Genomic DNA, 25,544 nt, shown 5'->3' with positions numbered 1-25,544 from the left:
CCTGGAGTGCGGGCCGGGGTGTCTGCCCGATAATGGGTTCTCAACAACGCGCCCCACGGCCAGCACCACCCCCATGGAACGATCCACCCGGCAGCGCGCCGCCATCCTGGCGGCGATCGCAGACGCCCAGCGCCCCCTCACGCCGCAGGAGGTGCTGGACAGTGCGCGCGAAGCCGTGCAGGGCCTGGGCATGGCCACGGTCTACCGCAACCTCAAGGCCTTGCTGGAGGATGGATCGCTGCAGGCCGTGCAGCTACCCGGAGAAAGCCCGCGCTACGAACCGGCCGAGCACGAGCATGGGCACCACCACCACCATTTCCAGTGCACGGTGTGCTCGCGCGTATTCGATGTGCACGACTGCCCGGGCGACCTGGCCGGCATGGCGCCCAAGGGCTTCACGGTGGAGCGGCACGAACTGACGCTGTATGGCCGTTGCGCGGACTGCGCGCAGGCGGCGGCACCGAAGGCCCGGAGCAGGCCTTCCGTGACAACCGGTTAGGGCCTGTCAGGCCGCTGCTACAGCCATCCCGCCTTGCGGAACCGGTAGTGGACATAGGCGCAGACGCTGAAGATGAGCAGCAAGGCGGCCGGATAGCCGTAGCGCCACTTCAGCTCGGGCATGTACTCGAAGTTCATGCCCCAGACGCCCACGAAGGCCGTGCAGATGGCAAAAATCCCGGCCCAGGCAGCCAGGCGCTTGGTGATCTCGTTGTCTTCGATGGTCACCATGGACAGGTTGACCTGGATGGCAGTCCCGATGGTGTCGCGCATGCTGTCGACCATGCCGTTGATGCGAATCAGGTGGTCCACGACATCCCGGAAATACTCTTGCGATCCCGCGCAGATCTGCGGTACCCGGCCCCCGTGCAGCTTGCCCACCCCCTCCACCAGCGGTGAAACGGCATGCTTGAGGAGCGTGACGCGCTGCTTGAGGTTGTACAGCTGCTCGATGCTGTCGCGCGCGGCCTTCTTGGTGAAGATCTGGTGCTCGATCTTTTCCAGTTCCAGCTCCAGGGCGTCGATGATGGGAAAGTACCGGTCCACCACCGCGTCCATCAGTGCATACAGCACAAATCCCGAGCCGTGGCGCAGCAGGTCGGGTTCGCTCTCGCACCGGTCGCGCACGCCCAGGAACCCCCGCTTGCTGCGGTTGCGCACGGACAGCACGTAGTTGGGGCCGACAAAGACATCCACTTCACCTTCGTTGAAGTGTCCCGGCCTGTTGGGCTCGGGCTCCAGCAGGTGCATCACCACGAACAGGGAAGATCCGTACTCTTCCACCTTGGGGCGCTGGTGGCCGTGGTGCGCATCTTCGACCGCCAGTTCGTGCAGTCCGAACTCCTCGCGCATTTCGGCCAGTTCCTCCGGGGTGGCATCGGCCAGCGCGACCCACACGAAACATCCCGGCCTGGCGATGTACTCGCTGATGTCGGCAACAGGGATGTCGGCCACCTTGGAGCCGTTTTCGTAGGCAACGCAATTGATCAGCATAGTGAGCCCTCCAGCAACTTTGACCGTGACGCCGAATCTTGCCACGGCAGTGGACGGGCTTTGCGCTGCAGTTGCAGTTAGCTGCTGGCGTACAGCGTCACCACACAGGCCCCGCCCAGCCCCAGGTTGTGCTGCAGCGCCGTGCGCGCGCCGGGCACCTGCCGTTCCTGCGCGCTGCCGCGCAGCTGGTGGGTGAGCTCATAGCACTGGGCCAGGCCCGTGGCGCCCAGCGGGTGGCCCTTGGACAGCAGCCCGCCCGAGGGGTTGGTCACCACCTGGCCGCCATAGGTGTTGTCGCCCGCGTCGATGAAGGCCGCCGCCCCGCCCGGCGGTCACAGGCCCAGGGCCTCGTAGCTGATGAGCTCGTTCTGGGCAAAGCAGTCGTGCAGTTCCACCACGTCCAGATCCTTGGGGCCGATGCCGGCCTGCTCGTAGACCTTGCGCGCGGCCTCTTGCGTCATGCCGTAGCCCACCAGGCGCATCATGTCGTGGCTGTCGAAGGTGTCGGGCAGGTCCGTAGTCATGGCCTGGGCGGCGATGAACACATCGGTGCGCAGGCCTTTCTTCTTGGCAAAGGCCTCGGACACCAGCACCGCCGCCGCCGCGCCGCAGGTCGGCGGGCAGGCCATGAGCCGGGTGAGCACGCCGGGCCAGAGCATGGGGGCGTTCATCACGTCCTGCACCGACAGCTCCTTGCGCAACAGCGCCAGCGGGTTGCGCGCCGCATGGCGGCTGGCCTTGGCGCGCACCTTGGCAAATGACTCAAGCGGTGTACCGTATTGGCGCATGTGGCTCTGCCCGGCGCCGCCAAAGTAGCGCAGCGCCAGCGGCAGGTCGGGCACGCCGGCCAGGGCCTCGGCCTCGCGGTCGAAGTCCTCGAAGGGGCTGGGTCGGTCGTTGAACACGGTGCCGATGGCACCCGGGTTCATCTGCTCGAAGCCCAGGGCCAGCACGCAGTCGGCCGCGCCGCTCTCCACCGCCTGGCGCGCCAGGAACAGTGCTGTGGAGCCGGTCGAGCAATTGTTGTTGACATTGAAGACCGGAATCCCCGTCATCCCCAGGCCGTAGACGGCCTTCTGCCCGCTGGTGGAATCGCCATAGACATAGCCCACGTAGGCCTGCTCGATGGCGCCGTAGGAGATGCCTGCGTCTTCCAGCGCCAGCTGGCCGGCCTGCGCGGCCATCGCCGGGTAGGGTTCGTTGGCGCCGGGTTTGGCGAAGGGCACCATGCCAACGCCTGCGATGAATGCCTTTTGTGCCATAGCTTTCTTTCTCAGCGCGCCAGCACGGTGGCGCGGATGTCCTTCTTGAGCACCTTGCCCACCTTGGAGCGCGGCAGATCGGGCCAGATCTCCACCTGCTTGGGCGCTTTCACGCTGCCGATGCGCGCCTTGGTGAAGGCGATCACCTCCTCGGGCTGCACCGTGCGGCCCGGCCGCAGCTGCAGCACGGCCACCACCCGCTCACCCCATTTGTCGTCGGGCAGGCCGATGACGGCGCCGTCCTGCACGTCGGGGTGCTGCATCAGCGCCTGCTCGACCTCGACCGAGTAGACATTGAAGCCGCCGGTGATGATCATGTCCTTGGCGCGGTCCACAATGAAAAGGTAGCCGTCGGCATCCACCCGGCCGATGTCGCCCGTGTGGTGCCAGCCGCCCTGCCCGGCCTCGGCCGTGGCCTCGGCATTCTTGTAATAGCCCATCATCACCAGCGAGCTGCGCACCACGATCTCGCCGGTCTCGCCGCGCGGCAGCAGACGGCCTTCGCTGTCCATGGTGGCCACCTGCACCAGCGGGCCGGGCCGGCCGGCGCTCGCCAGGCGCTCGCGCGCCACTGTGCCGTCGGCATGGAAATGCTCGCGCGGGGACATCATGGAGATCATCATCGGCGCCTCGGTCTGGCCGAAGAGCTGGGCCATCACCGGGCCGATGGCCGTGAGCGCCTCTTCGAGCCGTGCCGCCGAAATCGGCGCCGCGCCGTACCAGAAGCACTGCAGCGAGTCGAGCCGCGTGCTGGCCAGCTTCTCGTGCTGCAGCAGCATGTAGATCAGCGTGGGCGGCAGGAAGGTGTGGGTCACCCCGTGCCGCTCCACCAGCCCGAGGAACTCGCCCAGGTCGGGCTTGGGCATGATGACGATGCGCCCGCCCAGCGCCATCACCGGCAGGCACAGCACGCCCGCCGCATGGGTGAGCGGCGCCAGCGCCAGGTACACGGGCCGGCCATCGAAGGGGTAGCCCATGAGCGTGAGGGCGGACATGGTTTCCAGGTTGCGCCCCGAGAGCATCACGCCCTTGGGCTGGCCCGTGGTGCCACCGGTACCGGCGATCATGGCCAGGTCGTCCACGGTGGCAATGTCCACCGGTTCATCACCCACGCCGGCTACCCACTGTTCCCACGACGGCGCCCAGCCCAGGGCCGCGTCCAGGCAGACGAACTGGCGCACCTTGGGCAGTTGCGTGCGCATCTGCTCCACCATGGGCGCGTAAGCGCTGTGAAAGATGAGACAACTGCAGTCGAAGGCGTCGAGCACGTAGCGGTTTTCTGCCGCCTCGTTGCGCGGGTTCACCGGGCACCACACGGCAGCGGCACGCGAGATGCCGAACACGCAGGCAAAAGCCAGCGCATCGTTGCCGGAGAGCACCGCCACCTTGTCGCCGGGCGCAATGCCCGAGCGCTGCAGTGCCCGCGCCACGCGGTGGCTGGTGCGCTGCACCTCGCCGTACGAGAGGTCGGCCGTGCCCATGGTCAGGCACGGCGCGTCCTCGCCCAGCATGGCCCCCTTGTCGAGGTAGTCGATCAGGCGCATGGGGGGCCGCCTGCTCAGTGCTGCACCGTGAGCACGGGCGGCTGCACCAGGCCGAAGCTGCGCAGCACGCCCAGCAGCTCGTGGTGGCCGAAGGCCTGGCAGCCCGAGGCAAAGCCCACGCGGCGCGGTGCCTGCTGCAGCAGGGAGGCCGCGGCATAGGCCTGCATCAGCCCGGTCTGCTTGTAGTTGCAGTTGCCGTAGATGACGCAGTGCGAGCGCCCCAGGGGGCCCGAGGCATGCACCGAATCCACCGACTTGTTGATGCGCGGGTTTTCGCGCGGCGGCATGCTGCCCATCACGCTGGCGGCCGTCTGCGCCAGGGCGGCATAGCGGTCTTCCTCGTTCATGCCCTCGGTGGCCTTGAGTGCGGCGGCCACGATCTGCGGCACGCCCAGCATCAGCGGCTTGTTGAACACGCCGCCCAGCACCTTGACATTGGCCACCCGCGGGTCTTTCTTGAACCACACGGGGTGCGAGGTGCCACCCCAGGGCAGGGCCAGCGCCGTCTCGTGCTGGCCGGGAATGGCCAGGCTGTACAGGCCGGCATCGGGCTGCCACTCCACATACTGGTTCTGCTCCAGGAAGTAGGCCTTGGACGTGGCGGCGTTGACCAAAATGGTCTGGGTGGACGCCACCGTGGGGCTGCCGCCCCAGAAGACCGCGATGTCCAGGGTATCGAGGCCCGGCGTCTCCAGGCACAGTTGGGCGGCGATTTCGCCCGTGGTGTACATCTGCGCCAGGCCGGGCGAGAGCAGCAGGCCGGCGGCGGCAAAGCGCGCGCCGTATTCGGCCTCCAGGGTGATGAGCCAGTCCTGCTCGCCCGTGGTGTCGGTGTAGTGGCACTTGGTGGCCAGGCAGGCCTGTACCACTTCGTGGCCGAACTTGGCGAACGGGCCCACGGTGTTGAGCACCACGCTGGCGCCGTCGAACAGGGCGCTGAGCGCCTCCACCGTGTGCGCCACCTCCACCACCTCGTAGCTGGCGGTTTCGATGCCGGGCACGTGCGATTTCATCGCATCATCGAGCTTTTCCTTGCTGCGGCCGGCCGCGATGAAGGGGATGTTGTACTCGCGCAGGTACTCGCAGACCAGCCGGCCGGTGTAGCCGGAGGCGCCATAGACCACGACGGGTTTCTTGCTGCTGTTTTTCATGGGCTTGTCTCCTGGTGTGCCGCTTACATGCCCATGCCGCCATCGACCGGCAGGCCCGCCCCGGTGATGAAGCGCGAGGCGTCGGAGCACAGGAAGACCACGGCATCGGCCATGTCGGCCACCTCGCCCAGGCGGCCTGCGGGCGTCTGCTCGATGATGGCGCCCACGGCGGCCTCGGGCGACGGGAACAGGCCGGCGGCCACCACGTCGGCAGCGAGCTTCATGCCCATCTCGGTGGGTACCAGGCCCGGGTAGATGCAATTCACGCGCACGCCGAAGCCGAGCTTGCCCGACTCCATGGCCGCCACGCGGGTGAGCCGGTCCACGGCCGACTTGGTGGCCGAGTAACCCGCGATCGCCGGGAAGGCGATGGTGGCCGCCACCGAGGCGATGTTGACCACCGCACCGCCCTTGCCCGCGCTGCCGCCCGGGCGCATGGCGCGGAAGGCGTGCTTGAGGCCCAGCGCCGTGCCCACGATGTTCACGTCCAGCATGCGGCGCAGCGATTCGGCCTCGATCTCGGACACCAGGGCGGTGACCTCGATGCCGGCGTTGTTGATGAGGATGTCGAAGCCGCCCAGCGTTTCCTGCGTGGCCTGCACGGCGGTGGCCCAATCGGCCTCCTGCGTCACGTCGAGCTTGACGAAGCCGGCCTTGGCGCCGCCGGTCACCGGCAGCTTGCCCGCAGTCTCCTGGCCCAGCGAAGTGAGCACGTCGCCAATCATCACCGATGCGCCTGCGGCAGCCAGTGCCTGGGCCATGCCTTCACCGAGGCCGCGCGCGCCACCGGTGACCAGGGCCTTGCGGCCGGTCAAATCGAACTTCGCCATGTCTTGTCTCCTGGTTTTGGGATCGTTGGCCCCCGCGTTTTTGCAGAGAGCGGAATCGATTCTGAAAATGTGTTGGACAAGTGTCAAGACTTTTTCTTGACACTTGTCATAAATTCAATCGACCGGCCGTCTCCCATACATCAAAAGACATGGGCGCCCTCCCCGCCTCTGCCTACAATGGCGCGATGGAAAGAGCACCCCGCCGTGACAAATACGCCGAACGCCGCGCCGAACTGGGCGAGGCCGCGCTGCAGACCCTGGCCGAACTGGGCTATGCGCGCACCAGCCTGCGCGAGATCGCGCAGAACTCGGCCTTCTCGCACGGGGTGCTGCACTACTACTTCACCGACAAGCTCGACCTCATCCTGTGCAGCGTGCGCCAGTACAAGGCGCGCTGTGTCACGCGCTACGATGAGGTGACCGAGCGATCCACCTCGTTTGCCCAACTGGTGGCCGGCTTTGTCGACGTGCTGGGCGAGACCGTGCGCACCGAGGCGCCCATGCACCGGCTCTGGTACGACATCCGCTCGCAGTCGCTGTTCGAGGAAGCGCTGCGCGCCGACGTGGAGGCCATCGACAAGAGCCTGGCCAACATGGTCTGGCGCGTGCTCACGCGCATGGCCGAACTGGCCGGCAGCCCCGTGCGGGCCCCCATCGACCTGACCTACGCCATGTTCGACGGCGTGTTCCAGCAATGCCTGCTGCGCCACATGGCGGGCGATGCCAAGGCCATTGCCACCATGCAGGGGCATGTGCGCCTGCTGGTGGAGCAATTGATCGCCGTGCCGGTGGCAGTGACTCCTTCCAAGGCGCCGCGCAAGCGCAAGCCGGCCGAGCAGGCTGCGTAGCATGCAGCCCTGCACCGTCTTTGTGCAAGCCGTTCTGTTCTGCAGAACGGCTTTTTTATTTGCCGTGCGGCCCTTGACCTGTGGATGGATCCTTTCCATACTTTCATGAGACAGATTGATGTTCTTTCTTATAGAACATTCTGAATTCAGGAGATTCCATGCCCCAAGCACCCCATGTGCTGATCAGCGAGGTCGGCCCGCGCGACGGCCTGCAGTCCGTGAAGGCCACCATGCCCACGGCCGACAAACTGCGCTGGATCGATGCGCTCTACGCGGCAGGCGTGCGCGAGATCGAGGTCGCGTCCTTCGTGCCCGCCCGGCTGCTGCCGCAGATGGCCGACGCCGCCGAGGTGGTGCGCCACGCCATCACCCTGCCCGGCCTCACGGTCATGGCCCTGGTGCCCAACCGCAAGGGCGCCCAGGCGGCGTTGGAAGCCGGGGTGCACAAGCTGACCATGCCCGTGTCCGCCAGCGCCGCGCATTCATTGGCCAATGTGCGCAAGACGCGCGAGGAGATGGTCGAGGAGGTACGCGCCATATCGGACCTGCGCCGCGACATCGCGCCGCACGTGAAGCTGGAGGCCGGCATTTCCACCGCCTTCGGCTGCACCTTGCAGGGCCTGGTGCCCGAGGACGAGGTGATCTGGCTGGCCGCCCAGTGCGTGGCGGCCGGGGCCGACGAGTCGGGCCTGTCCGACACCGTGGGCTATGCCAACCCGGCCCAGGTGCGCCGTCTGTTCAAGCGCCTGCGCGCCGAGCTGGGCGACAGGGCCGGTGCCGCGCACATGCACAACACGCGCGGCCTGGGCCTGGCCAACTGCCTGGCAGCGTACGAGGAAGGTGTGCGCACCTTCGATGCCTCGCTCGGCGGGCTGGGCGGCTGCCCGTATGCGCCGGGCGCCTCAGGCAATGTGGTCACGGAGGACCTAGTGTTCATGTTCGAGGCCAGCGGCATCGCCACCGGCATTGACCTGCAGCGGCTGATGGAGGCCCGCGCTCCGCTGGTGGCCGGGCTGCCGGGCGAGCCCGTGTACGGCATGACGCCCGAGGCCGGCCTGCCCAAGGGCTTCGTACAAGGAGCCAGCCATGTCTGAGGCACCCAAGAATGACCAACCCCTGCCCTACGCCGGCATCCGCGTGGTGGAATTCACCCACATGGTCATGGGGCCTACCTGCGGCATGGTGCTGGCCGACCTGGGTGCCGAGGTCATCAAGGTCGAGCCCATCGAGGGCGACAGCACGCGCCACCTGCTGGGCTCGGGCGCGGGCTTCTTTTCCACCTTCAACCGCAACAAGAAAAGCACCGCGCTCGACCTCAAGAAGCCCGAGGGCATCCAGGCCGCGCTGCGCCTCATCGCCACGGCCGACATCGTGAGCGAGAACTTCAAGCCCGGCACCATGGCCAAGCTGGGGCTGGACTACGCCTCCCTCAAAAAGCTCAACCCGCGCCTGATCTACGTGAGCCACAAGGGCTTTCTGCCCGGCCCCTACGAGCAGCGCACCGCCCTGGACGAGGTGGTGCAGATGATGGGCGGCCTGGCCTACATGACCGGGCGCCCGGGCGACCCGCTGCGTGCGGGCACCAGCGTCAACGACATCATGGGCGGCATGTTCGGTGCCATAGGCGCCATGGCGGCTCTGCGCCAGCGCGAACTGACCGGTGAGGGCTCGGAGGTGCAGTCCGCGCTGTTCGAGAACAATGTCTTTCTGGTGGCGCAGCACATGATGCAGTTCGCCAGCACCGGCAAGGCGGCCAACCCCATGCCCAGCCGCATCTCGGCCTGGGCCATCTACGACGTGTTCACGGTGCAGGACGGGGAGCAGATCTTCCTGGCCGCCGTGAGCGACAAGCAGTGGGCCATCTTCTGCGAGGCCCTGGGCCTCTCGGACCTGCTGGCCGATCCGCGCCTCAAGACGAACAACGACCGCGTGCAGGCGCGTGAGTGGATGATGCCCCAGCTGCGCTCGCACCTGGCCGGGCGCAGCGCGGCGGAGCTCGCGGCCATTTTCGAAGCCAATGAGCTGCCCTTCGCCCCCATCACCAAGCCGCAGGAGCTGTTCGACGACCGGCACCTCAACGAAAGCGGGGGCCTGGCGCCCATCCGCCTGAACAACGGCACCGAGTCCAAGGTGCCGCTGTTGCCCTTGACGATCGGCGGCACGCGCCCCGGCGTGCGCCTGCAGCCGCCGCGCGTGGGCGAGCACACGGCAGCGCTGCTGCGGGAGCTGGGCTACTCCGACGCCGAGGTGACCGCGCTCCAGGTACAGGGCGCCGTGGCGGGAGCGGCCTGAGCGCGGGTTTCAGGGCGCTGCGGCATCCACGCGGCGCACGCCCTGGGCCACCAGGGCCCGGTACTCGGACGGTGTGTGGCCCATGGCCCGGCCAAAGGACTTGCTGAAGTACGCGGCATCCTCGTACCCCAGCTGGCCTGCCACCTGGGCAATGGGCATGGGGGTGTAGGCGAGCAGGCGGCGCGCTTCCAGCAGCAGGCGATCCTGCAGTATCTCCAGCGCGGATTTTTGCACCAGGTTGCGGCAGGTCCGACTGAGGTGGTCGGCCGAGACCCGCAGGGCCTGGGAATAGAAGGTGAGCGGCCGGTGCTCCGCATAGTGCTGCTCCACCAGGGCCAGGTAGCGCTGGACCAGCGTGTCGCGCAGGCCCTTGGGCGCCTCGCGCTCGAACTGCTCGCCCCGTTCACGGATGAAGCGCACGGCAATCAGCGCCACCAGCGCCAGCAAGGCCGGTACGCGCGCCACGTCACTGCGCTGGAACTCCCGGGATATGCGGGCAAACATCCCGGCAATGTCGGCGCCATCGTCATCGGGGGAGATGACGAAAGACGATTGCAGGTGCGTCTGCAGCAGCTCCGATTCGCCCAGCAGCTGGGCAAGCGTCGACGCGGGCAGCGTGACCTGGTGGCCCACGGCATCCCGTGTGTAGGTGAAGCCGTGCACCGCCCCGGGGGCCAGCATCAGCATGACCGGCGCCTGGGCCTCGAACTCCCGCCCGTCGATGGAGCCACGCACGCCGCCGCTTTCGATGAACTGGAACTGGTGCAAACCCTCATGCCGATGGGCCGGAATTGTCCAGTCCATCTCCACGGCCCTCACCGCAATCGGCTCGTAGTGCAGGCAATCATCCGGCTGGTCGTGGCGGACTTCACGGTAGGGCACCCAGGGCAATGGCAGTTTCTTCATGGCCAGCAAAGACTTTCTGATGCCGGAAAAGTACAGCAAATGGGCCGAAACGTCCATCGCCCTGCGGCCGGCCTGCGGGCACCATGGAGGTCCTTTCACTGACGCCCGCGACCATGACCCGCCCCCTCCCCCCAGAGCAAGCTGCCACTGCGCAGAGTCCATCGCCGCTGCGGCTGACTGGCGCCCAGGCCCTGGTGCGCGTGCTGAAGGCCGAAGGCGTGGACACGGTCTTCGGGATCGTGGGCGGCAAGCTCTCGCCCCTGTTCCATGCGCTGAGCCGGGAGCCGGGGATCCGCTTCATCGGCGTGCGCCATGAAGCGGCCGGCCCCATGATGGCCGCCGCCGTGCATGCAGGCACCGGCCGCCTGGCGGTGGCCGTGGGCGAACTGGGCCCGGGCGGCCTCAACCTGGCCTCCGGCCTGGGCGTTGCGTTCAACAACCACCTGCCCCTGCTGGCGATCACCACCAACCAGCACCGGGCGGCCTCCTACCCCCACCTTGGCGTCTTCATGGACCTTGATACGCGGGCCGTCACGGCACCGCTGACCAAGTGGAATGCGGTCGTCAACGATGCGCGCCGGGTGCCCGAACTGGCCCGCCGTGCCATCCGCGAGGCCCTGGGTGGCTGCCCCGGCCCGGTGCACCTGGACATTCCGCAGGATGTGCTCGGGGAAACGCAGGCCTTCGCCGGCGATGAGTTCGAACTCACGCCCGATAGCTACCGCGCCACCCGGCACCCGCGGCCCCACGCCGACGCGGTGCGCGAGGCCGCCGTGTTGCTGCGCCAGGCCCAGCGCCCGCTGATCGTCGGCGGCGGCGGCGTGGTGGCATCGGGCGCCGTGGCCGAACTGCGCGAGCTGGCGCGGCGCTTGCAGGCGCCCCTGCTGCCGACCCAGATGGCCCTGGGCCTGGTGCCCACGGACAGCCCGGGCTTCATCGGCCACGGCGGCATCATCGCCGGCGATCCCGTGCGGCACGCATTTGCCCGCGCCGACGTGGTGCTGAGCGTGGGCTGCCGCTGGTCTTCGTGGATGTGGGATGACAAGGGCGCGCTGGCCCGGCGGCACCACCGCGTGATCAACATCAACATCGACCCGAGTGCCCTCGGGCATGCGGTGGTCCACGAAGTGGCCATGCAGGCCGATGCGCTCGAAGCCCTGCGCGACCTGCTGGCAGCCATCCCGACCGAACCCGAAAGGGGCACGGCATGGCTGGGTGAAGTGCGCCAGGAGCGCCTGCGCTACGAGCAGGCGCTGGCCGCGATGGCCGCCGAGACCACCCCCGTGATGCACCCCGCGGCCCTGGCCAAGGCGATCGGCGAGGCCCTGCCTGCCGATGCGCTGGCCGTGTTCGATGGCGGGCACACGACCTTCTGGAGCAACGACCTCACGCCCGCGCACGGGGTGCGCACGCGCCTGCACGAGCCCGGCATGAGCCACCTGGGTTTCGGCCTCCCTGCGGCCATCGCGCTCAAGAGCCAGTTTCCCGGCCAGCCCGTGGTCAACATCACCGGCGATGGCGCCTTCGGCTTCACGCTCAACGAGCTGGACACGGCCCGGCGCTATGGCCTGCCGGTGCTCACCATCGTCCACAACAACGCCTCCTGGGGTGTGATCCGCATGGGGCAGAAGATGGGGCTGGATTTCGAGATGGCGACCGGGCTGGAGGACACCGACTACGCCGCCATCGCGCGGGGCTTCGGCTGCCATGGCGAGACCGTCACCGAGGCGCCGCAGGTGGCCGGCGCGATACAGCGCGCCCTGGCCAGCGGCCTGCCTGCCGTGCTCGACTGCCGCACCCGGTTCGTCCCCCATCCCGCCGTGGCGCAGTTTTCTAGCATGAACAAGTACAACTTCGACTCCCTCTCCAGGACGGGGGCGTAGTCCACTGCGGCGCAACGCCGCATTTCCGATCCCACCATAAAAAAGGAGACAAGCATGAAAAGAAGGCAGCTGCTGCACGCAGGGCTGGCCCTGGGCGGCCTGGCAGGCGCATGGCCGCAGGGCGCCATGGCGCAAAACGGCGGGTTCCTCAGTATCTGGTCCGGATTTCCGGCCGGCGGTCTGGGCGACCAGGTCACCCGCCCCCTGCTGGACCAGATGCGCGGAAAGTTCCCGCAGAACCTGGTCTACGACAGCAAGCCGGGGGCCGGCGGGCGCATTGCGGCGGAGCACGTCAAGCGCGTGGGCGTGGACGGGAACCATGTGCTCCAGTGCCCGAGCTCCAGCATGACGCTGCACCCCCACGTGTTCAAGAAACTGGGGTATGACACGCTGGCGGACTTCGTTCCCATTGCGGGCCTGTGCTCGTACACCGCCGTCTTCACGGCCGGCCCGGGCCTGCCGGCCGAGGTCAAGAGCATCGCCGACTACGTCCGCTGGGCCAAGGCCCACCCCACCGAAGCGAACTATGGTGTGCCCGCCATGGGCTCGACCCTGCACCTGGCAGGCGCCTTGTTCGGCAAGCAGGCCCAGCTCGACCTGCGTGCAATCTCCTACAAGGGCGGCGCGCCCCTGCTGACCGATCTGCTGGGCGGCCAGGTGCCGGTGGCGGTCAATGCGGTCAGCGAGGTGCTGCCGCACATCCGCAGCGGCAAGCTGCGCGCACTGGCCGTGACGGCCCCCGCCCGGTGGCCTGCCCTGCCCGAGGTCCCCACCTTGACGGAGCTGGGGTTCAAGGACATCGCCTTTGTCGATTGGCTGGCCTGGTATGGGGCCGCCGGATTTCCCGCCGACAAGCTGCGACAGCTCAATGCGGCCGTCAACGATGCCCTGGCCACCAGCCAGATGCAGGAAGTCTTTGCCAAGAACGGGCTGGAGGTCATGCGCGTGACCCCGCAGCGCCTGGGTGCCAGCGTCAAGGAAGGCCACGCCTTCTGGGCCCGGGTGGTCAAGATCACAGGATTCACACCGGAGGACTGAAACGATGCAGAAGATCACCCTGGCGCAAGCCAGCAAGATGCTGGAGGTGGCCCTGGCCAAGGCCTCCAGCGCCCACTACCCGCCCATGGGCATCGCGGTCATCGACGAGGGCGGCCACCTGATCGCGTTTGCCCGGCAGGACGGCGCGAGCATGTTCCGCTTCGACATCGCCCTGGCCAAGGCCTGGGGCAGCGTCGGTATGGGCGCGTCCAGCCGCACCCTGGGGGAGCGCGCCAAGAACAACCCCAACTTCTTCGTCTCCCTGTCCTCGACCTCGGCGGGGCGCTTCCTCCCGCAGACCGGGGCCGTGCTGGTCAAGGACGCTGCCGGCAATACCGTGGGCGCCGTGGGCGCCAGCGGCGGCACAGGGGACCAGGACGAAGAGATCTGCCTGGCCGGCGTGCTGGCCGCGGGCTTTCACAGCGACCTGCCGGGCGCGTGAAGCGGCGGGCCCCGGCCAGAAATGGCGGGGGCCCGCTGCCTGGTCTGGGGCCTGGCCGGCTCAGTGCGCGAAGCGCAGCACCAGGCTGCCGGCGGCCAGCGCCTTGCCCTGGAGTGCTTCCATCAACTGGGCCTTGGTGAGCCCTTCGGGCAGGGCGTCGGGGGGCAGCGAGGTTGCAATCAGCGTGAAGACGTAGTGCTGGGGCGCGTTGCCCTTGCGCGGGCACGGGCCCAGGTAGGCCTTGTCGTTGAGCGTGTTGGTGCCCGGGACGAACGCGGCCGGGCGCTGCGCGGCTGCGCCCTGGGGCAGGCCGCGCAGGGTGGCGGCCATGCCGTAGGCCGTCCAGTGGTTCACCCCCAAGCCGGCCCGGCCCGCCTGGTCGTCCACCACGATGGCAAAGCTTTGGGTGCCCTCGGGCACGCCGGTCCAGGCCAGTGCGGGCGAGAGGTTCTCGCCCACGCAGTTGGGGTTGGCCGGGTTGCGGCCGGCAAACGGGCGCTCGAGCATGGCATTGTCGGCACGCCCCGGTGAGGCCAGGGCCAGGCCGGTGATGGCTTGCGTTGCCGCCGGTGGCGGCGCCTGGGGCGCGCTGGCGCAACCCGCCAGCATGGCCAGGCCGGCGAGACGGGGCGCTGCAATCCACTTCATGGCGATCTCCTTCGGGTGGGACAAGGTGCGGGGCGGCTCAGCGCTGCTGCCACTGCGTGAGCAGCTGTGCCATTTCGGCGGCGCTGGACGCGGCGCCATAGGTGTAGTGGTCGGGGCGCACAATGGCTGCGTGCACCCCGTGGCGCAGCATCCACGAGGACACCACGCCCTGGGCTTCGGGTTCCGAGCGCATGTCGATCTGGCGCAGGCCGGGCGGCACCTCGATCGGCCAGGCCCCGTCGGTGACCAGGCGCCAGCCGCTGCCAAAGCGCTGGTCCATGAGCTCACCGCTTCGCATGCGCGGCTGCGGGAAAAGGGTTCCGGCACCGGCCGTCGGCGTGAGCAGGCCCGTGGTGAGGGCGGGCAGAATGTCCTGGCGGGGCGTGTCCTTCACGATCCCGCCGCACTCCGCCAGCAGCCGCGCATCGCGTTCGCGGGCCTTGCGGGGGTCGCGCTCGCAGATCACCTCTCCCACATGCTTGATGCGGCGCGTCAGCTCCATCACATGGGCCTTGCGCTCGGCGCCGTAGGTGCCGAGCAGGCGTTCGGCGGCAGCGCCCTGCACTTCGCCCTTGGCCACCGCGGCCAGCTTCCAGGTGAGGTTGGCGACATCGCGCACGCCCTGGCACATGCCCTGCCCCAGAAAGGGTGGCTGCATGTGGGCGGCGTCGCCGGCCAGGAACACGCGGCCCGCGCGCCAGCGCTGTGCCACCAGGGCGTGGAACCGGTAGCTCGACTGGCGCCACAACTCCCCGTCCTGCGGGGTGATCCAGCGCGACAGCAGTTTCCACGTCTCCTCGGGGGTGGCCATCTGCCGGGGGTCTTCCCCGCTTTGGAGGCTGATCTCCCAGCGGCGGTGGTTTCCCGGCCCGATGACATAAGTGCAGGGCCGTTCCGGCTCGCAGTACTGCACACTGGTCTGCGGGAGCTTGGCCAACCCCTGTTCGTTGACCACCACGTCCACCACGAGCCACGGCTCGTCGAAGTCCAGGTCTTCCAGTTCGATGCCAAGCATGCCCCGCAACGCGCTGGCGCCGCCGTCGGCAGCGATGGCCCAGCGCGCCCGCACGGGCTTGCCGCCGATGGTGAGCGACACGCCGTCGGCATCCTGCGAGAGCGCGGTGCACTCGGCGTTCTCCTGCACGGTGACGTTGCCCAGGCGGTCCACGAGCGCACGCAGCGCGCGCTCGACCGGCGGCTGGGTGAAGACGATGGAAGGGGTGTAGCCCTGGGGATACGGGGGCTTCACCATGGTCATGCGGCGGATCAGCTGGCCGTCGGCGCCGAAGTACTCCGAGGGCGTGAAGGGCTCGCAAAAGCGCTGCACCTCGTCCACGACCCCCAGGCGCTGGAACACCCGCATGATTTCGTGGTCCAGCGCGATGGCGCGCGGGATCTCGTAGACGCCCTGGCGGCGGTCGCACACATGGACCTTCAGCCCGGCCTGGCCGAGCAGCCCGGCCGCGACCGCACCCGCCGGGCCAAAGCCGACGATGGCTACGTCGTACATGGCTCAGGCCTCCGCGACGATGGGGTTGCGCAGGAGCCCGATCTTCTCGATCTCGATCTCGATGGTGTCGCCCGCCTGCATCCAGACCGGCGGCGTGCGCGCCTGGCCTACGCCTGCGGGGGTGCCCATGATGATCGCGTCGCCGGGCTCCAGGGTCAGGCACTGCGAGAGCAGGTGGATGGTCTCGGCCACGCCCCAGATCATGTCGGAGGTGTTGGCGTCCTGCATGACCTGCCCGTTGAGCCGGCTCTGTATGCGCAGGCCGGTGGCCCCCGGCTCCAGATCATCGGCCGTCACCAGGACCGGCCCGAAGCCGCCGGTGCCGTCGAAGTTCTTGCCGATCGTCCACTGCGGCGTGCGCTTCTGGAAGTCGCGCACCGACATGTCGTTGAAGCAGCTGTAGCCAAAGACGTACCGCAGTGCCTCGTCCTGGGGCACATGCCGCGGCACCTTGCGGCCGATCACCACGGCCAGCTCGGCCTCGTAGTCAAACTTGGTGGACACCCGGGGCAGCAGCCCCGGCTGGGCATGCCCGATCAGCGAGCTCTTGCCTCGGTAGAAGAACCAGGGGTACTCGGGCTTCTCGCGGCCGCCTTCCTTGGCATGGTCGAAGTAGTTCAGCCCCAGGCAGATGGTCTTGCCCGGCTCGGGCAGCAGCGGCGCAAAGGCCAGGTCCTTCAATGCCAGGCGCGGCGCGTCCGACTGCAGCGCGGCGCGGCCCATGGCCGCCAGGTCATGGCCGGCTTCGAGCTCGGCACGCAGATCGGCGGCCAGGTCCACGGCCGTATCGCCGTCCACGACCGCCAGGCGGGGTTGGCCGTTGTGCAGGTAGGTGGTGAATCGCATGGGGAGAATCCTTAAAGGGTGGGAACAAAGAAAACGGTGCGCTGGGCCTCTTTCAGGCGTGCGCTGGGCGGTTGCGAGATGCCCCACTGGTCCACGCGGCCGGGGGGCCAGGTCCAGTCGGCGGGGGCGCCGGGGCGGTAGCTGTCATCGATCTGCTCGACTTCGGCCGTGTATTCGATGACCAGGCCGAAGGGATCGATGAAGTAGTTGAATGCGTTGTCCCCCGGGCCATGGCGCCCGGGGCCCCATTCGGTGCCATGCCCTGCGTCCTTCATGCGCCCCGCGCCCCGCATCACGGCATCCAGCGTCGGCATGACGAAGGCGATGTGGTTGAGCGCGTCGTTGTCGGAGTCGCCCAGCGCCAGGGTGTGGTGGTCCGCATCGCAGTTCATGAAGGCCATGATCCGGGTGCGGTCGGCGAGCACGAAGCCCAGCGCCTGCTCCAGGAAGGCCTGCGTGGCGGCCACGTCGTGGCTGTTCAGGACCGCATGCGCCAGGCGCTGGGGCTGGTCTGGGGGGGCCGGCTCGGTGGGTGCGCTCTGCATGTCGCCATGCACCACCTCGAAGCGGCGGCCGTCGGCATCCCGCACCACGAGGCGGGTTCCACCTGCAGGGTCTGTGGCGGGTCCCACGTCCTGCTCCACCCGTCCGCCGGCAGCAAGTGCCGCCTGCGCAATGGCGGCAAGTGCCTGGGCGGTGCGCGCGCGCAGGGTGACATGGCGCAGCTGCGGTGTTCCGGGGCGCTCGTGCAGTACCAGCAGGTGGTGGTCTGCGCCGCTGCCGCGCAGGTAGAGGGCGCCGTCGCCGCGCGCCGCGACCTCCAGCTGCCATACCTGGGTGTAGAAGCGCTCGGCCGCCGCGAGATCGGGCACGGTCAGCGACACGCTGCGCAGCGACTGGATCCAGGGGGATTTCATGGGAGTTCCTCGCAAGGGTTGGGTGATCGGCCCAGGAAGCGCCGGGCGTTTCCGAAGGCCAGTGCATCGCAGGTTGCGGCCGGCAGGCCGGCGTCCAGCAGCCGCGCAAGCGGCCTGCGCTCATGGAAGTTGAAGGGGTAGTCGGTGCCGAGCATCAGCGCCTGCTCGCCAAAGCAGGCGATCAGGTAGCGCAGGGCCGGCGCGTCGAACACCAGCGTGTCGAAGTACAGCCGCCGGGCCTGCTCCTGGGGCGATTGCGCCATGCCCTGCGCCAGGGCTGGAAACACCTGCCAGCCCTGCTGCAGGCGCGGCAGCAGCATCGGCAAGGTGCCGCCGCCATGGCTGAACGCCATGCGCAGCGCGGGCAGCCGTTGCAGCAGGCCGCCGGTGATCACCGACGCGGCGGCCAGGCCGACGTCGGTCGGGTAGGCCAGCACCTGCTGCAGCGCAGCCGGGCCCACCAGCCGCTCCATGCCCGCGGGCTTGAGGGCATGCACGAACACGGGAACGTCGAGCGCCACGCACGCCGCAAAGAAGGGCTCGAAGCGCGGGTCCCCGATGGCCACGCCATTGACATTGCTGCCCACCTCCACGCCGACCAGTCCCAGCGAGCGCACGGCGTATTCCAGCTCGGCCATCGCGGCATCGGTGTCCTGCAACGGCACCGCCGCCAGCCCCAGCAGCCGGCCTGCGCTTTCGGCGCACAGCGCCGCCGTGGTTTCGTTGAGGAAGCGGATCAGGGGCTGCGCATCCCCCAGCTCCAGCCAGTAGCTCAGGAGCTCGGGCATGGGCGACACCACCTGCGTGGCGATGCCCATGTCCGGCAGGTCGGCCAGGCGCCGGGGCGCCGACCAGCACTTCTCGCTCACCGTGCGGTAGTGCTGGCCCTGCACCAGCACATGGCGGTGGCACAGTCCCTGGGCGTCGGGGGCGGGTGCGGTCGTGGGCCACGGCGCGGGCAGCGTCTTGCCCAGGTAGGCGGGAAAGCGCTCGGGCACGACATGGGCATGCACGTCGACCCCGCAGGAGCAGTTGTTCAGCCAGGCCACGCGCTCACTCCGGCTGGATGCCGAGGTTCCTGACCAGGGTGGCCCATCGCTCGCGCTCGGACCGCATGAAGGTGTCGGCCTCCGGCACCGACATGCTGGGCTCCACCATCGAGCCGAGCGCCAGCATGCGCTGCGCGACCTCGGGCAGCCGCAGTACCGTCTCCAGGTCGCGGTTGACCCGGGCCACCAGATCGGGCGGCGTGCCCGTGGGCGCAAAAAGGCCGTTCCAGCCGGTGTACTCGAAGCCCGGGAAGCTTTCGGCCAGGGCCGGCACCTGGGGCAGTTCCGGCAGGCGCCGGGGCGTGCTCACCGCCAGTGGCCTCACCTGCCCGGCCTTCACATAGCTGCTCAATGCCGCATCAGGAAGGCACACCAGCTGCACCCGCCCTGCCAGCACGTCCTGCATGGCGTCGGACGATTTGGTGTACGGAATGTGGTTGAACTTCACGCCCGCCAGGTGGGCCACCGCGTCGGCCAGCATGCCGGAGAAGGTGCGGCCGCCCTCGGTGGCGATGGTCAGCACCCCGGGCTGGGCCCGGGCGTCGGCCAGCACCTCGGCCAGCCCCTTGCCCGGGAGCGCAGCGCCGGCCGCCAGCACGAAGGGGCTGCGCCCGATCAGGCGGACGGGCACGAAGTCCTTAGCCGGGTCATAGGGCAGTGACCGGAAGGTCAGGGGGTTGGTCACCATGGCCGCGGTGGTGGCGTAGTAGAAGGTGTAGCCGTCCGGTGCCGAGCGCGCCGCCGCCTGCGCGCCGATGACGTTCTGCCCGCCGGGGCGGTTGTCCACCACCACCTGGCGGCCCCAGGCCTTGCCCAACTGCTCGCCCAGGTAGCGCGCCAGGATGTCCGGGCCCGCGCCTGCGGCCTGCGAGAGGATCCAGCGCACGGGGCGCTGGGGCCAGGCGGATGCCTGCGCGCGCAGGCCTGTGGTGGGGGTACTGGTGGCCAGGGCGGCAACCGCCCCTAGAACATCGCGCCGCAGCATGCTTGTCTCCTGGTCTTGTGGGTATGGGCTGATCGTAGGCAGGCGGTAAAAATTTGAACAGCCGATACTGTGGATAGATAAAATCCACACCATGGATATTCGTTCCATCGATCTGAACCTGCTCGTGGTCTTCGACACCATGGCCCAGACGCGCAGCGTGAGCCGCGCCGCCGAGACGCTGGGGCTGAGCCAGCCGGCCACCAGTGCCGCCCTGGCCCGGCTGCGGCAGATGTTTGACGACACGCTGTTCGTGCGCACCGGCGCGGGCATGGAGCCCACGCCGCGGGCCCAGGAGATTGCACCCCTGGTGCGCCAGGTGGTGGAAACCATCCGCAGCGAGATCCTGCAGCGGGCCGGCTTCGACCCGTCCCGCGCGCAGCGGGGGTTCACCGTGCTCACGCCCGATATCGGAGAGGTCACCTTCCTGCCGGGGGTGCTCAGGCACCTGCGCCAGGAGGCGCCGCAGGTGCGCCTGTATGCCATGGCCAAACCCAGGGCGGTGGCGGCCCAGGCGCTGGAGTCGGGCGAGGCGGATCTGGCGATCGGATTTTTCCCGGACCTGCAGAAGGCCGGCTTTTACCAGCAGTTGCTGTTCAAGACCAGCTACGCCTGCATCACCTGCAAGCACAACGCCGCCATTGGCGACCGCCCCACGCTGCGCCAGTTCCTGGGTGCCAGGCATGTGGTGGTCAGGCCCGACGGGCGCGAGCACCAGATCGACCGCTTTCTGTCGGACAAGGGCCACCAGCGCCACGTGATGCTGGAGCTGTCGCACTTCATGAGCCTGCTGGCCCTGCTGCCCGGTTCGGACCTGGTGGCTACCGTGCCAGAGGACATCGCCGACGCGGTGGCCCGGCACGTGCAGATCCGGCGCATTGCCCTGCCCTTTCGGCCACCGCAGATCCAGGTGCAGCAGTACTGGCATCGCCGCCAGCACGAAGCGCCGGCCAACCGCTGGCTGCGCCAGGTGTTCTACCAGGTGAACCGACGCGATGCACCGATCGGCACGGGGCCGTGACTGCGGTGGTCAAATGGCAAGTGCATGAATTCGCTCTGGCTGCTATAACAGCACCTACACCAAAACAACGGCCCCAAAGGGCCGGCGAGGGGGAACAGCATGAGCGATGCGAAGAGGGCCAACGGCCCGTTGTCGCGCCTGGCCAAAGGCGCTGTGGTGGCTGCTGCATGCGCCTTTTTGCCGGCACAGGCGCAGACGCAGGCGCTGGAAAAGCCCGCCGGGCCCGTGGTGCTGACCATCCAGGGCGGCGTGGGCCGCACCAACCAGGGGGACCGGGCCCAGTTCGACATGAAGATGCTCGAAAAGCTGCCCCAGAAGAGCTTCACCACCCAGACCCCCTGGTACCCGCAGCCCGTGAGCTTCACCGGGCCGCTGCTGCGTGACGTGCTGGCGGCGGCAGGTGCCAAGGGCAGCAAGATCACCGCGGTGGCGCTCAACGACTACAAGACCGAGATCCCCTTCGAGGACGCCACGCGCCACGAGGTGATCGTGGCCCGGCTCATGAACGAGCGCCCCATGCCCGTGCGCGAAAAGGGCCCCCTCTTCATCGTCTACCCCTTCGATACCAAGGCCGAGTTGCGCACGGAGCTCTACTACAACCGGTCGGCCTGGCAGCTTCGCACCCTGCAGGTCAAGTGACGAGCCGGCGGGGTGTCCATGCTGCGCAGCAAGCACCTCCTGCCCCTGATCATCGCCAGCCTGGTGGTGGTCTATGTCTCCATCGCCACGGTCCAGTACCGCCAGTACCGCAGCGTTGAAGCCGTGATGCGCCGGGGCGACGTGAACGCCCTGTGGTCCTTCCTGCAGCTCAACGTGGAGTATGGGCGACTCGACCATGCCCTGCACCAGTACGAGTTCGATCCCCAGAGCACCTCGCTGGAACAGCTGCAGTTGCGCTACGACCTGTTCCTGAGCCGTTTCAGTGCCCTGGAGAGCGGCACCGCGCGCACGCTGATGCAGCACGAGCCCATCTATGCGCGGGCGCTGGGCGAACTGCAGTCGTTCGTGGAGGCGGGCGACAGCTACTTCGGGCAAAGCGTGGACGAGCGCACCGGTCATGCCAACATGCGCTTGCTGCGCGAGCGCCTGGGCGAGTTGCGCGAATCGGTGCAGGAGCTGGCCCTGCACGCCTCGCGCATCTCGGCCCTGCTGGGCGACCAGCGCAATGCCGAGGTGCAGCACCAGACCCTGCTGACCACCGGGCTCACCGCCTTCCAGGCGCTGCTCACCTTTTTGCTGGCCGTGGCCATGGCCCGGCAGTTCCTGAAGCGCGAAAAAGCCAAGTCGCTGGCCATGGCCGCGCAGGCGGAGCTGGTGGATGCCTTGAAGCGCAGCGAAGAGGTGCTCGAGGCCCGGGTGGTCGAGCGCACCGAAGAGCTGGAGCAGGCCAATGCCGCCCTGCGCGAACACGAGGACGAGCTGGAGGTGGCCCGCGCCCGCGCCGAAGAGGCCTCGCAGATGAAGTCGGACTTCCTGGCCAACATGAGCCACGAGATCCGCACGCCCATGAACGCGGTGATCGGCATGAGCCACCTGGCCCTGACCACCGACCTCTCGCCGCGCCAGCGCGACTATGTCGAGAAGATCCAGCGCTCGGGCCAGCACCTTCTGGGCCTGATCAACGACATTCTCGATTTTTCCAAGATCGAGGCCGGCAAGCTCACGGTGGAGACCGTCGACTTCGGGCTGCGCAATGTGCTGGACAACGTGGCCAACCTGATCGGCGACAAGTGCTCGGCCAAGGGGCTGGAGCTGATGTTCGACGTGGACCCGGCCCTGCCCGACGATCTGCGCGGCGACCCGCTGCGCCTGGGGCAGATCCTCGTGAACTATGGCAACAATGCCGTGAAGTTCACAGACACCGGCGAGATCGTGGTGCGCGTGACCGAGGTGGAGCGCGATGCCGCACAGGGCCTGCTGCTGCGCTTCGAGGTGCAGGACACGGGCATCGGCCTCACGCCCGAGCAGCAGTCGCGGCTGTTCCGCTCCTTCGAGCAGGCCGACACATCCACCACGCGCAAATATGGCGGTACCGGGCTGGGCCTGGCCATCTCCAAGAAGCTCGCGGGCTTGATGGGCGGCGATGTGGGCGTGGACAGCACGCCCGGCCAGGGCAGTACCTTCTGGTTCACCGCCCGCGTGGGCCTGGGCACGCCTTCGGCACGCCCGCTGCTGCCCGAGCCCGACCTGCGCGGGCGCCGCGTGCTGGTGGTGGACGACAGCGAGCAGGCGCGCCAGATCCTTTCGGGCCTGCTGGCCAGCATGAGCTTTGCCGTGACCACGGCCGCTTCGGGCGAGCAGGCCATTGCTGCCGCGCGCGAGGCCGACGCGGCGGGCCTGCCCTGCGAGATTGCATTTCTGGACTGGCGCATGCCGGGCATGGACGGCTTTCAGACGGCCGCCCAGCTGGCCCTGCTGCCCCACCCTCCGGTGCCGGTGATCGTCACCGCCCATGGCCGCGAAGAGGTGTTCCGCGCGCTGGAGCAGGCCGGCATCGCGCTGATGCTGACCAAGCCGGTCAGCCCCTCCCAGCTGTTCGACACGGCCATCCGGGCGCTGGGCGGGGCGCAGGACGCCGCCCTCGCGGATCGCACGGGCCCGCGCCGCGGCGGCAGCGCACCCGACCTCGCGCCCATCCGCGGTGCCCGGGTGCTGCTGGTGGACGACAACGACCTGAACCAGCAGGTGGGTGCCGACCTGCTGGGCGATGCCGGGCTGGTGGTGGAGGTGGCCGAGAACGGCCAGGTGGCGCTCGACATGCTGGCGCGGGCGGCCTACGACATCGTGCTCATGGACATGCAGATGCCGGTGATGGACGGCCTCACGGCCACGCGCCACATCCGCGGCAACCCGGCCTGGGCCGAACTGCCCGTGCTGGCCATGACCGCCAACGCCATGGGCAGCGACCGCGACAGCTGCCTGGCAGCCGGCATGAACGGCCATGTGGCCAAACCCATCGACCCCGACGAGCTGTTCGCCCAGTTGCTGCGCTGGGTGCCGGCGCGCGCCGCGGCACAGGATGGGCAGGCGGGTGCGGCAGTGCCCGCCCAGGCGGCGGGCGTGCTGCACGAGCCGCTCATGCACATCGATGGGCTCGACACGGCCGCCGGCCTGCGCCGTGTGCTGGGCAAGCCGGCCGCCTACGAGAGCCTGCTGCGCAAGTTCACGGCCGGCCAGGCCCTGGCCGTGCCCAACACCCAGGCCTTCCTGGCCGCGGGCCAGCGCGACGATGCCCTGCGCAGCATGCACACCCTGAAGGGCACGGCCGGCACCATTGGCGCCAGCGCCCTGGCCCAGCAGGCCGAAGCGGTGGAAAATGCCATTGCCGACGGGGCGGACGCTGCCGCGCTGGCGGCCCTGCTGGCGCCGCTGGACGCGGCCTGCCAGACCCTGGTGGCGGCACTGCAGGGTGCCCTGCCTTCCGAGGAGGCCGCCAGCAGTGCCCAGGTGGCGGTGGGCGACGCCGAGGCGCAACAACTGCTGGCGCGCCTGGATGCCCTGCTGGCCGACGACGACTCGGACGCCGTGGAGCTGTTCAAGGACTCGGCGCCCACCCTCAAGGCCCTGCTGGGCCCGGTCTACGGCGAGATGAAGCGCGCCCTGGACAGCTACATCTTCACGGACGCACTGGCGCTGCTGCGTGCAGCACCCCAGCCCGGCCAAGCGATACCAGAAGGAGGACCCACGTCATGAGCAATCCCATGGAAACCAGCGGCAGGTGCACGGTGCTGGTGGTGGACGACACGCCCGACAACCTGTCGCTGATGAGCGATCTGCTGCGCGCGGACTACAAGGTCAAGCTGGCCAACAGCGGTGAGCGGGCCCTGCAGATCGTGGCCGGCGATGCCAAGCCCGACCTGATCCTGCTGGACATCATGATGCCCGAGATGGACGGCTACGAGGTGCTGCGCCGCCTGCAGTTCAACCCCGACACCGAGGACATCCCGGTGATCTTCCTCACCGCCATGAGCGCCAAGGACGATGAGACGATCGGCCTGGAGCTGGGGGCGGTGGACTACATCACCAAGCCCGTCAACCCCGCCATCACCCTGGCGCGGGTGCGCAACCACCTGTTGCTCAAGCGTGCGCGCGACCTGCTGGCGCGCCAGAACCAGTACCTCGAGGAAGAGGTGGCCAAGCGCACGCGCGAGGTGGTGGAGCTACAGGACGGCACCATCCGCGCCATGGCCTCGCTGGCCGAGACGCGCGACAACGAGACCGGCAACCACATCCGCCGCACCCAGCACTACGTGGAAGTGCTGGCGCGCAAGCTGCAGCACCACCCGCGCTTTGCCGACGAGCTCAGCGAGGCGGCGATCGAGCTGATCTTCAAATCGGCGCCGCTGCACGACATCGGCAAGGTGGGCATCCCGGACCGCATCCTGCTCAAGCCCGGCAAGCTCACGCCCGAGGAGTTCGAGGTCATGAAGACCCACACCACGCTGGGGCGCGATGCCATCATTTCCGCCGAGCGCGAGACCTCGCAGGCCAACCCCTTCTTCCGCTACGCCAAGGAGATCGCCTACAGCCACCAGGAGAAGTGGGACGGCTCGGGCTACCCCGAGGGCCTGGTGGGCAACACCATCCCCCTGTCCGCGCGGCTGATGGCCGTGGCCGACGTGTATGACGCACTGATCTCCGAACGCGTCTACAAGGCCGCGTTCTCGCACGAGCAGGCCGTGGAGATCATCCGTGACGGCCGGGGCAGCCATTTCGATCCCGACATGGTGGACGCCTTTCTCGCACTGTCCGAGGAGTTCCGGGGCATCGCCCAGCGCTTTTCCGACGGCGCCCATGCACTCAATGCCCAGGTGGATCGCATCGCCGCCGACCTGCCCGCCGAACACATCGAACTGACCGCCGACGGCGCCAAGACCTGACCCC

22 protein-coding genes and 1 pseudogene are annotated in these 25,544 nt (G+C 68.5%); 11 read left to right on the top strand and 12 right to left on the bottom strand.

The features are described from left to right. The first annotated feature begins 73 nt into the window (after positions 1 to 73). Complete coding sequence (locus tag AC3WOH_RS14930) at positions 74 to 499, top strand: Fur family transcriptional regulator (RefSeq protein ID WP_492230086.1); 426 nt, start codon at positions 74 to 76, stop codon at positions 497 to 499. 17 nt (positions 500 to 516) lie between these two features. Here the strand turns inward: AC3WOH_RS14930 and corA are convergent, their stop codons facing one another. The 5 genes and pseudogenes from corA to AC3WOH_RS14905 all read right to left on the bottom strand — a co-directional run bounded on the left by corA (position 517) and on the right by AC3WOH_RS14905 (position 6,278). Beyond that, positions 517 to 1,491 carry a magnesium/cobalt transporter CorA gene (gene corA / locus AC3WOH_RS14925; RefSeq protein ID WP_492230085.1) on the bottom strand — a complete coding sequence of 325 codons (975 nt, stop codon included), beginning with the start codon at positions 1,489 to 1,491 and terminating at the stop codon, positions 517 to 519. A gap of 77 nt (positions 1,492 to 1,568) precedes the next feature. Further along, a pseudogene (locus tag AC3WOH_RS14920) lies at positions 1,569 to 2,753 on the bottom strand (lipid-transfer protein). A gap of 11 nt (positions 2,754 to 2,764) precedes the next feature. Continuing rightward, entirely contained in the window at positions 2,765 to 4,297 is a 1,533-nt protein-coding gene (locus AC3WOH_RS14915; RefSeq protein WP_492230084.1) for an AMP-binding protein, read from the bottom strand. A gap of 14 nt (positions 4,298 to 4,311) precedes the next feature. Next, positions 4,312 to 5,448, bottom strand: a complete 1,137-nt coding sequence (locus AC3WOH_RS14910; RefSeq protein ID WP_492230083.1) for a DUF5938 domain-containing protein — start codon at positions 5,446 to 5,448, stop codon at positions 4,312 to 4,314. 23 nt (positions 5,449 to 5,471) lie between these two features. Further along, the gene (locus tag AC3WOH_RS14905; RefSeq protein WP_492230082.1) at positions 5,472 to 6,278 is read right to left on the bottom strand and encodes an SDR family NAD(P)-dependent oxidoreductase; all 807 of its coding nucleotides are present in this window, start codon (positions 6,276 to 6,278) and stop codon (positions 5,472 to 5,474) included. 185 nt (positions 6,279 to 6,463) lie between these two features. Between AC3WOH_RS14905 and AC3WOH_RS14900 the strand changes: the two genes are divergently transcribed. The 3 genes from AC3WOH_RS14900 (at position 6,464) to AC3WOH_RS14890 (ending at position 9,418) form a co-directional block, all read left to right on the top strand. Next, positions 6,464 to 7,126 (top strand): TetR/AcrR family transcriptional regulator, encoded by a 663-nt coding sequence (locus AC3WOH_RS14900; RefSeq protein ID WP_492230081.1) that lies wholly within the window; start codon positions 6,464 to 6,466, stop codon positions 7,124 to 7,126. Between the two features lie 158 nt (positions 7,127 to 7,284). Next, positions 7,285 to 8,220, top strand: a complete 936-nt coding sequence (locus AC3WOH_RS14895) for a hydroxymethylglutaryl-CoA lyase (RefSeq protein ID WP_492230080.1) — start codon at positions 7,285 to 7,287, stop codon at positions 8,218 to 8,220. Further along, a complete protein-coding gene (locus AC3WOH_RS14890; protein WP_492230079.1) occupies positions 8,213 to 9,418 on the top strand; it encodes a CaiB/BaiF CoA transferase family protein in 1,206 nt (401 codons plus the stop codon). The genes AC3WOH_RS14895 and AC3WOH_RS14890 overlap by 8 nt, the downstream gene beginning before the upstream one ends. A gap of 9 nt (positions 9,419 to 9,427) precedes the next feature. Here the strand turns inward: AC3WOH_RS14890 and AC3WOH_RS14885 are convergent, their stop codons facing one another. Beyond that, positions 9,428 to 10,324, bottom strand: coding sequence for a helix-turn-helix domain-containing protein (locus AC3WOH_RS14885; RefSeq protein ID WP_492230078.1), 897 nt, complete (start codon positions 10,322 to 10,324; stop codon positions 9,428 to 9,430). A gap of 113 nt (positions 10,325 to 10,437) precedes the next feature. Between AC3WOH_RS14885 and AC3WOH_RS14880 the strand changes: the two genes are divergently transcribed. The 3 genes from AC3WOH_RS14880 to AC3WOH_RS14870 are packed head-to-tail and all read left to right on the top strand — an operon-like array spanning position 10,438 to position 13,687. Beyond that, complete coding sequence (locus tag AC3WOH_RS14880; protein ID WP_492230077.1) at positions 10,438 to 12,207, top strand: thiamine pyrophosphate-binding protein; 1,770 nt, start codon at positions 10,438 to 10,440, stop codon at positions 12,205 to 12,207. A gap of 54 nt (positions 12,208 to 12,261) precedes the next feature. Continuing rightward, positions 12,262 to 13,245, top strand: coding sequence for a tripartite tricarboxylate transporter substrate-binding protein (locus AC3WOH_RS14875; RefSeq protein ID WP_492230076.1), 984 nt, complete (start codon positions 12,262 to 12,264; stop codon positions 13,243 to 13,245). 4 nt (positions 13,246 to 13,249) lie between these two features. Continuing rightward, positions 13,250 to 13,687, top strand: a complete 438-nt coding sequence (locus AC3WOH_RS14870) for a GlcG/HbpS family heme-binding protein (protein ID WP_492230075.1) — start codon at positions 13,250 to 13,252, stop codon at positions 13,685 to 13,687. A gap of 60 nt (positions 13,688 to 13,747) precedes the next feature. Here AC3WOH_RS14870 and AC3WOH_RS14865 read toward each other — a convergent pair whose 3' ends face one another. From AC3WOH_RS14865 to AC3WOH_RS14840, 6 genes are read right to left on the bottom strand one after another with little or no spacing between them, the layout of a single operon-like run. Next, complete coding sequence (locus AC3WOH_RS14865) at positions 13,748 to 14,335, bottom strand: YbhB/YbcL family Raf kinase inhibitor-like protein (protein WP_492230074.1); 588 nt, start codon at positions 14,333 to 14,335, stop codon at positions 13,748 to 13,750. Positions 14,336 to 14,372: 37 nt separating this feature from the next. Continuing rightward, positions 14,373 to 15,845 carry a bifunctional 3-(3-hydroxy-phenyl)propionate/3-hydroxycinnamic acid hydroxylase gene (locus AC3WOH_RS14860; protein ID WP_492230073.1) on the bottom strand — a complete coding sequence of 491 codons (1,473 nt, stop codon included), beginning with the start codon at positions 15,843 to 15,845 and terminating at the stop codon, positions 14,373 to 14,375. A gap of 3 nt (positions 15,846 to 15,848) precedes the next feature. Further along, entirely contained in the window at positions 15,849 to 16,691 is an 843-nt protein-coding gene (locus tag AC3WOH_RS14855; RefSeq protein ID WP_492230072.1) for a fumarylacetoacetate hydrolase family protein, read from the bottom strand. A gap of 11 nt (positions 16,692 to 16,702) precedes the next feature. Then, entirely contained in the window at positions 16,703 to 17,608 is a 906-nt protein-coding gene (locus AC3WOH_RS14850; protein ID WP_492230071.1) for a VOC family protein, read from the bottom strand. After that, entirely contained in the window at positions 17,605 to 18,657 is a 1,053-nt protein-coding gene (locus AC3WOH_RS14845; RefSeq protein WP_492230070.1) for an amidohydrolase family protein, read from the bottom strand. The genes AC3WOH_RS14850 and AC3WOH_RS14845 overlap by 4 nt, the downstream gene beginning before the upstream one ends. 4 nt (positions 18,658 to 18,661) lie before the next feature. Continuing rightward, positions 18,662 to 19,642, bottom strand: coding sequence for a Bug family tripartite tricarboxylate transporter substrate binding protein (locus AC3WOH_RS14840; RefSeq protein ID WP_492230069.1), 981 nt, complete (start codon positions 19,640 to 19,642; stop codon positions 18,662 to 18,664). A gap of 91 nt (positions 19,643 to 19,733) precedes the next feature. Here AC3WOH_RS14840 and AC3WOH_RS14835 point away from each other — a divergent pair, with 91 nt between their 5' ends. From AC3WOH_RS14835 to AC3WOH_RS14820, 4 genes are all read left to right on the top strand, one after another. Then, positions 19,734 to 20,660, top strand: a complete 927-nt coding sequence (locus AC3WOH_RS14835) for a LysR family transcriptional regulator (RefSeq protein WP_492230068.1) — start codon at positions 19,734 to 19,736, stop codon at positions 20,658 to 20,660. Positions 20,661 to 20,759: 99 nt separating this feature from the next. Then, complete coding sequence (locus AC3WOH_RS14830) at positions 20,760 to 21,299, top strand: putative pterin-binding protein (protein ID WP_492230067.1); 540 nt, start codon at positions 20,760 to 20,762, stop codon at positions 21,297 to 21,299. A gap of 18 nt (positions 21,300 to 21,317) precedes the next feature. After that, positions 21,318 to 24,353 carry a hybrid sensor histidine kinase/response regulator gene (locus AC3WOH_RS14825; RefSeq protein WP_492230066.1) on the top strand — a complete coding sequence of 1,012 codons (3,036 nt, stop codon included), beginning with the start codon at positions 21,318 to 21,320 and terminating at the stop codon, positions 24,351 to 24,353. Further along, the gene (locus AC3WOH_RS14820; protein WP_492230065.1) at positions 24,350 to 25,540 is read left to right on the top strand and encodes a response regulator; all 1,191 of its coding nucleotides are present in this window, start codon (positions 24,350 to 24,352) and stop codon (positions 25,538 to 25,540) included. The genes AC3WOH_RS14825 and AC3WOH_RS14820 overlap by 4 nt, the downstream gene beginning before the upstream one ends. Positions 25,541 to 25,544 lie beyond the last annotated feature (4 nt).

It is taken from the genome of Acidovorax sp. FW305-C-20-28, from assembly GCF_058783375.1.
The sequence above is the reverse complement of the archived record's forward strand: the minus strand, read 5'-3'. Positions and strand labels throughout refer to the sequence as shown.

Excerpts from the sequence above, each read along its gene's own strand:
- AC3WOH_RS14900 (WP_492230081.1), top strand. The coding sequence starts at position 6,464 with ATGGAAAGAGCACCCCGCCGTGACAAATACGCCGAACGCCGCGCCGAA.
- AC3WOH_RS14830 (WP_492230067.1), top strand. The coding sequence starts at position 20,760 with ATGAGCGATGCGAAGAGGGCCAACGGCCCGTTGTCGCGCCTGGCCAAA.
- AC3WOH_RS14895 (WP_492230080.1), top strand. The coding sequence starts at position 7,285 with ATGCCCCAAGCACCCCATGTGCTGATCAGCGAGGTCGGCCCGCGCGAC.
- AC3WOH_RS14880 (WP_492230077.1), top strand. The coding sequence starts at position 10,438 with ATGACCCGCCCCCTCCCCCCAGAGCAAGCTGCCACTGCGCAGAGTCCA.
- corA (WP_492230085.1), bottom strand. The coding sequence starts at position 1,491 with ATGCTGATCAATTGCGTTGCCTACGAAAACGGCTCCAAGGTGGCCGAC.
- AC3WOH_RS14930 (WP_492230086.1), top strand. The coding sequence starts at position 74 with ATGGAACGATCCACCCGGCAGCGCGCCGCCATCCTGGCGGCGATCGCA.
- AC3WOH_RS14885 (WP_492230078.1), bottom strand. The coding sequence starts at position 10,324 with ATGAAGAAACTGCCATTGCCCTGGGTGCCCTACCGTGAAGTCCGCCAC.
- AC3WOH_RS14820 (WP_492230065.1), top strand. The coding sequence starts at position 24,350 with ATGAGCAATCCCATGGAAACCAGCGGCAGGTGCACGGTGCTGGTGGTG.
- AC3WOH_RS14865 (WP_492230074.1), bottom strand. The coding sequence starts at position 14,335 with ATGAAGTGGATTGCAGCGCCCCGTCTCGCCGGCCTGGCCATGCTGGCG.
- AC3WOH_RS14825 (WP_492230066.1), top strand. The coding sequence starts at position 21,318 with ATGCTGCGCAGCAAGCACCTCCTGCCCCTGATCATCGCCAGCCTGGTG.
- AC3WOH_RS14910 (WP_492230083.1), bottom strand. The coding sequence starts at position 5,448 with ATGAAAAACAGCAGCAAGAAACCCGTCGTGGTCTATGGCGCCTCCGGC.
- AC3WOH_RS14860 (WP_492230073.1), bottom strand. The coding sequence starts at position 15,845 with ATGTACGACGTAGCCATCGTCGGCTTTGGCCCGGCGGGTGCGGTCGCG.
- AC3WOH_RS14915 (WP_492230084.1), bottom strand. The coding sequence starts at position 4,297 with ATGCGCCTGATCGACTACCTCGACAAGGGGGCCATGCTGGGCGAGGAC.
- AC3WOH_RS14890 (WP_492230079.1), top strand. The coding sequence starts at position 8,213 with ATGTCTGAGGCACCCAAGAATGACCAACCCCTGCCCTACGCCGGCATC.
- AC3WOH_RS14875 (WP_492230076.1), top strand. The coding sequence starts at position 12,262 with ATGAAAAGAAGGCAGCTGCTGCACGCAGGGCTGGCCCTGGGCGGCCTG.
- AC3WOH_RS14850 (WP_492230071.1), bottom strand. The coding sequence starts at position 17,608 with ATGAAATCCCCCTGGATCCAGTCGCTGCGCAGCGTGTCGCTGACCGTG.
- AC3WOH_RS14870 (WP_492230075.1), top strand. The coding sequence starts at position 13,250 with ATGCAGAAGATCACCCTGGCGCAAGCCAGCAAGATGCTGGAGGTGGCC.
- AC3WOH_RS14840 (WP_492230069.1), bottom strand. The coding sequence starts at position 19,642 with ATGCTGCGGCGCGATGTTCTAGGGGCGGTTGCCGCCCTGGCCACCAGT.
- AC3WOH_RS14855 (WP_492230072.1), bottom strand. The coding sequence starts at position 16,691 with ATGCGATTCACCACCTACCTGCACAACGGCCAACCCCGCCTGGCGGTC.
- AC3WOH_RS14905 (WP_492230082.1), bottom strand. The coding sequence starts at position 6,278 with ATGGCGAAGTTCGATTTGACCGGCCGCAAGGCCCTGGTCACCGGTGGC.
- AC3WOH_RS14835 (WP_492230068.1), top strand. The coding sequence starts at position 19,734 with ATGGATATTCGTTCCATCGATCTGAACCTGCTCGTGGTCTTCGACACC.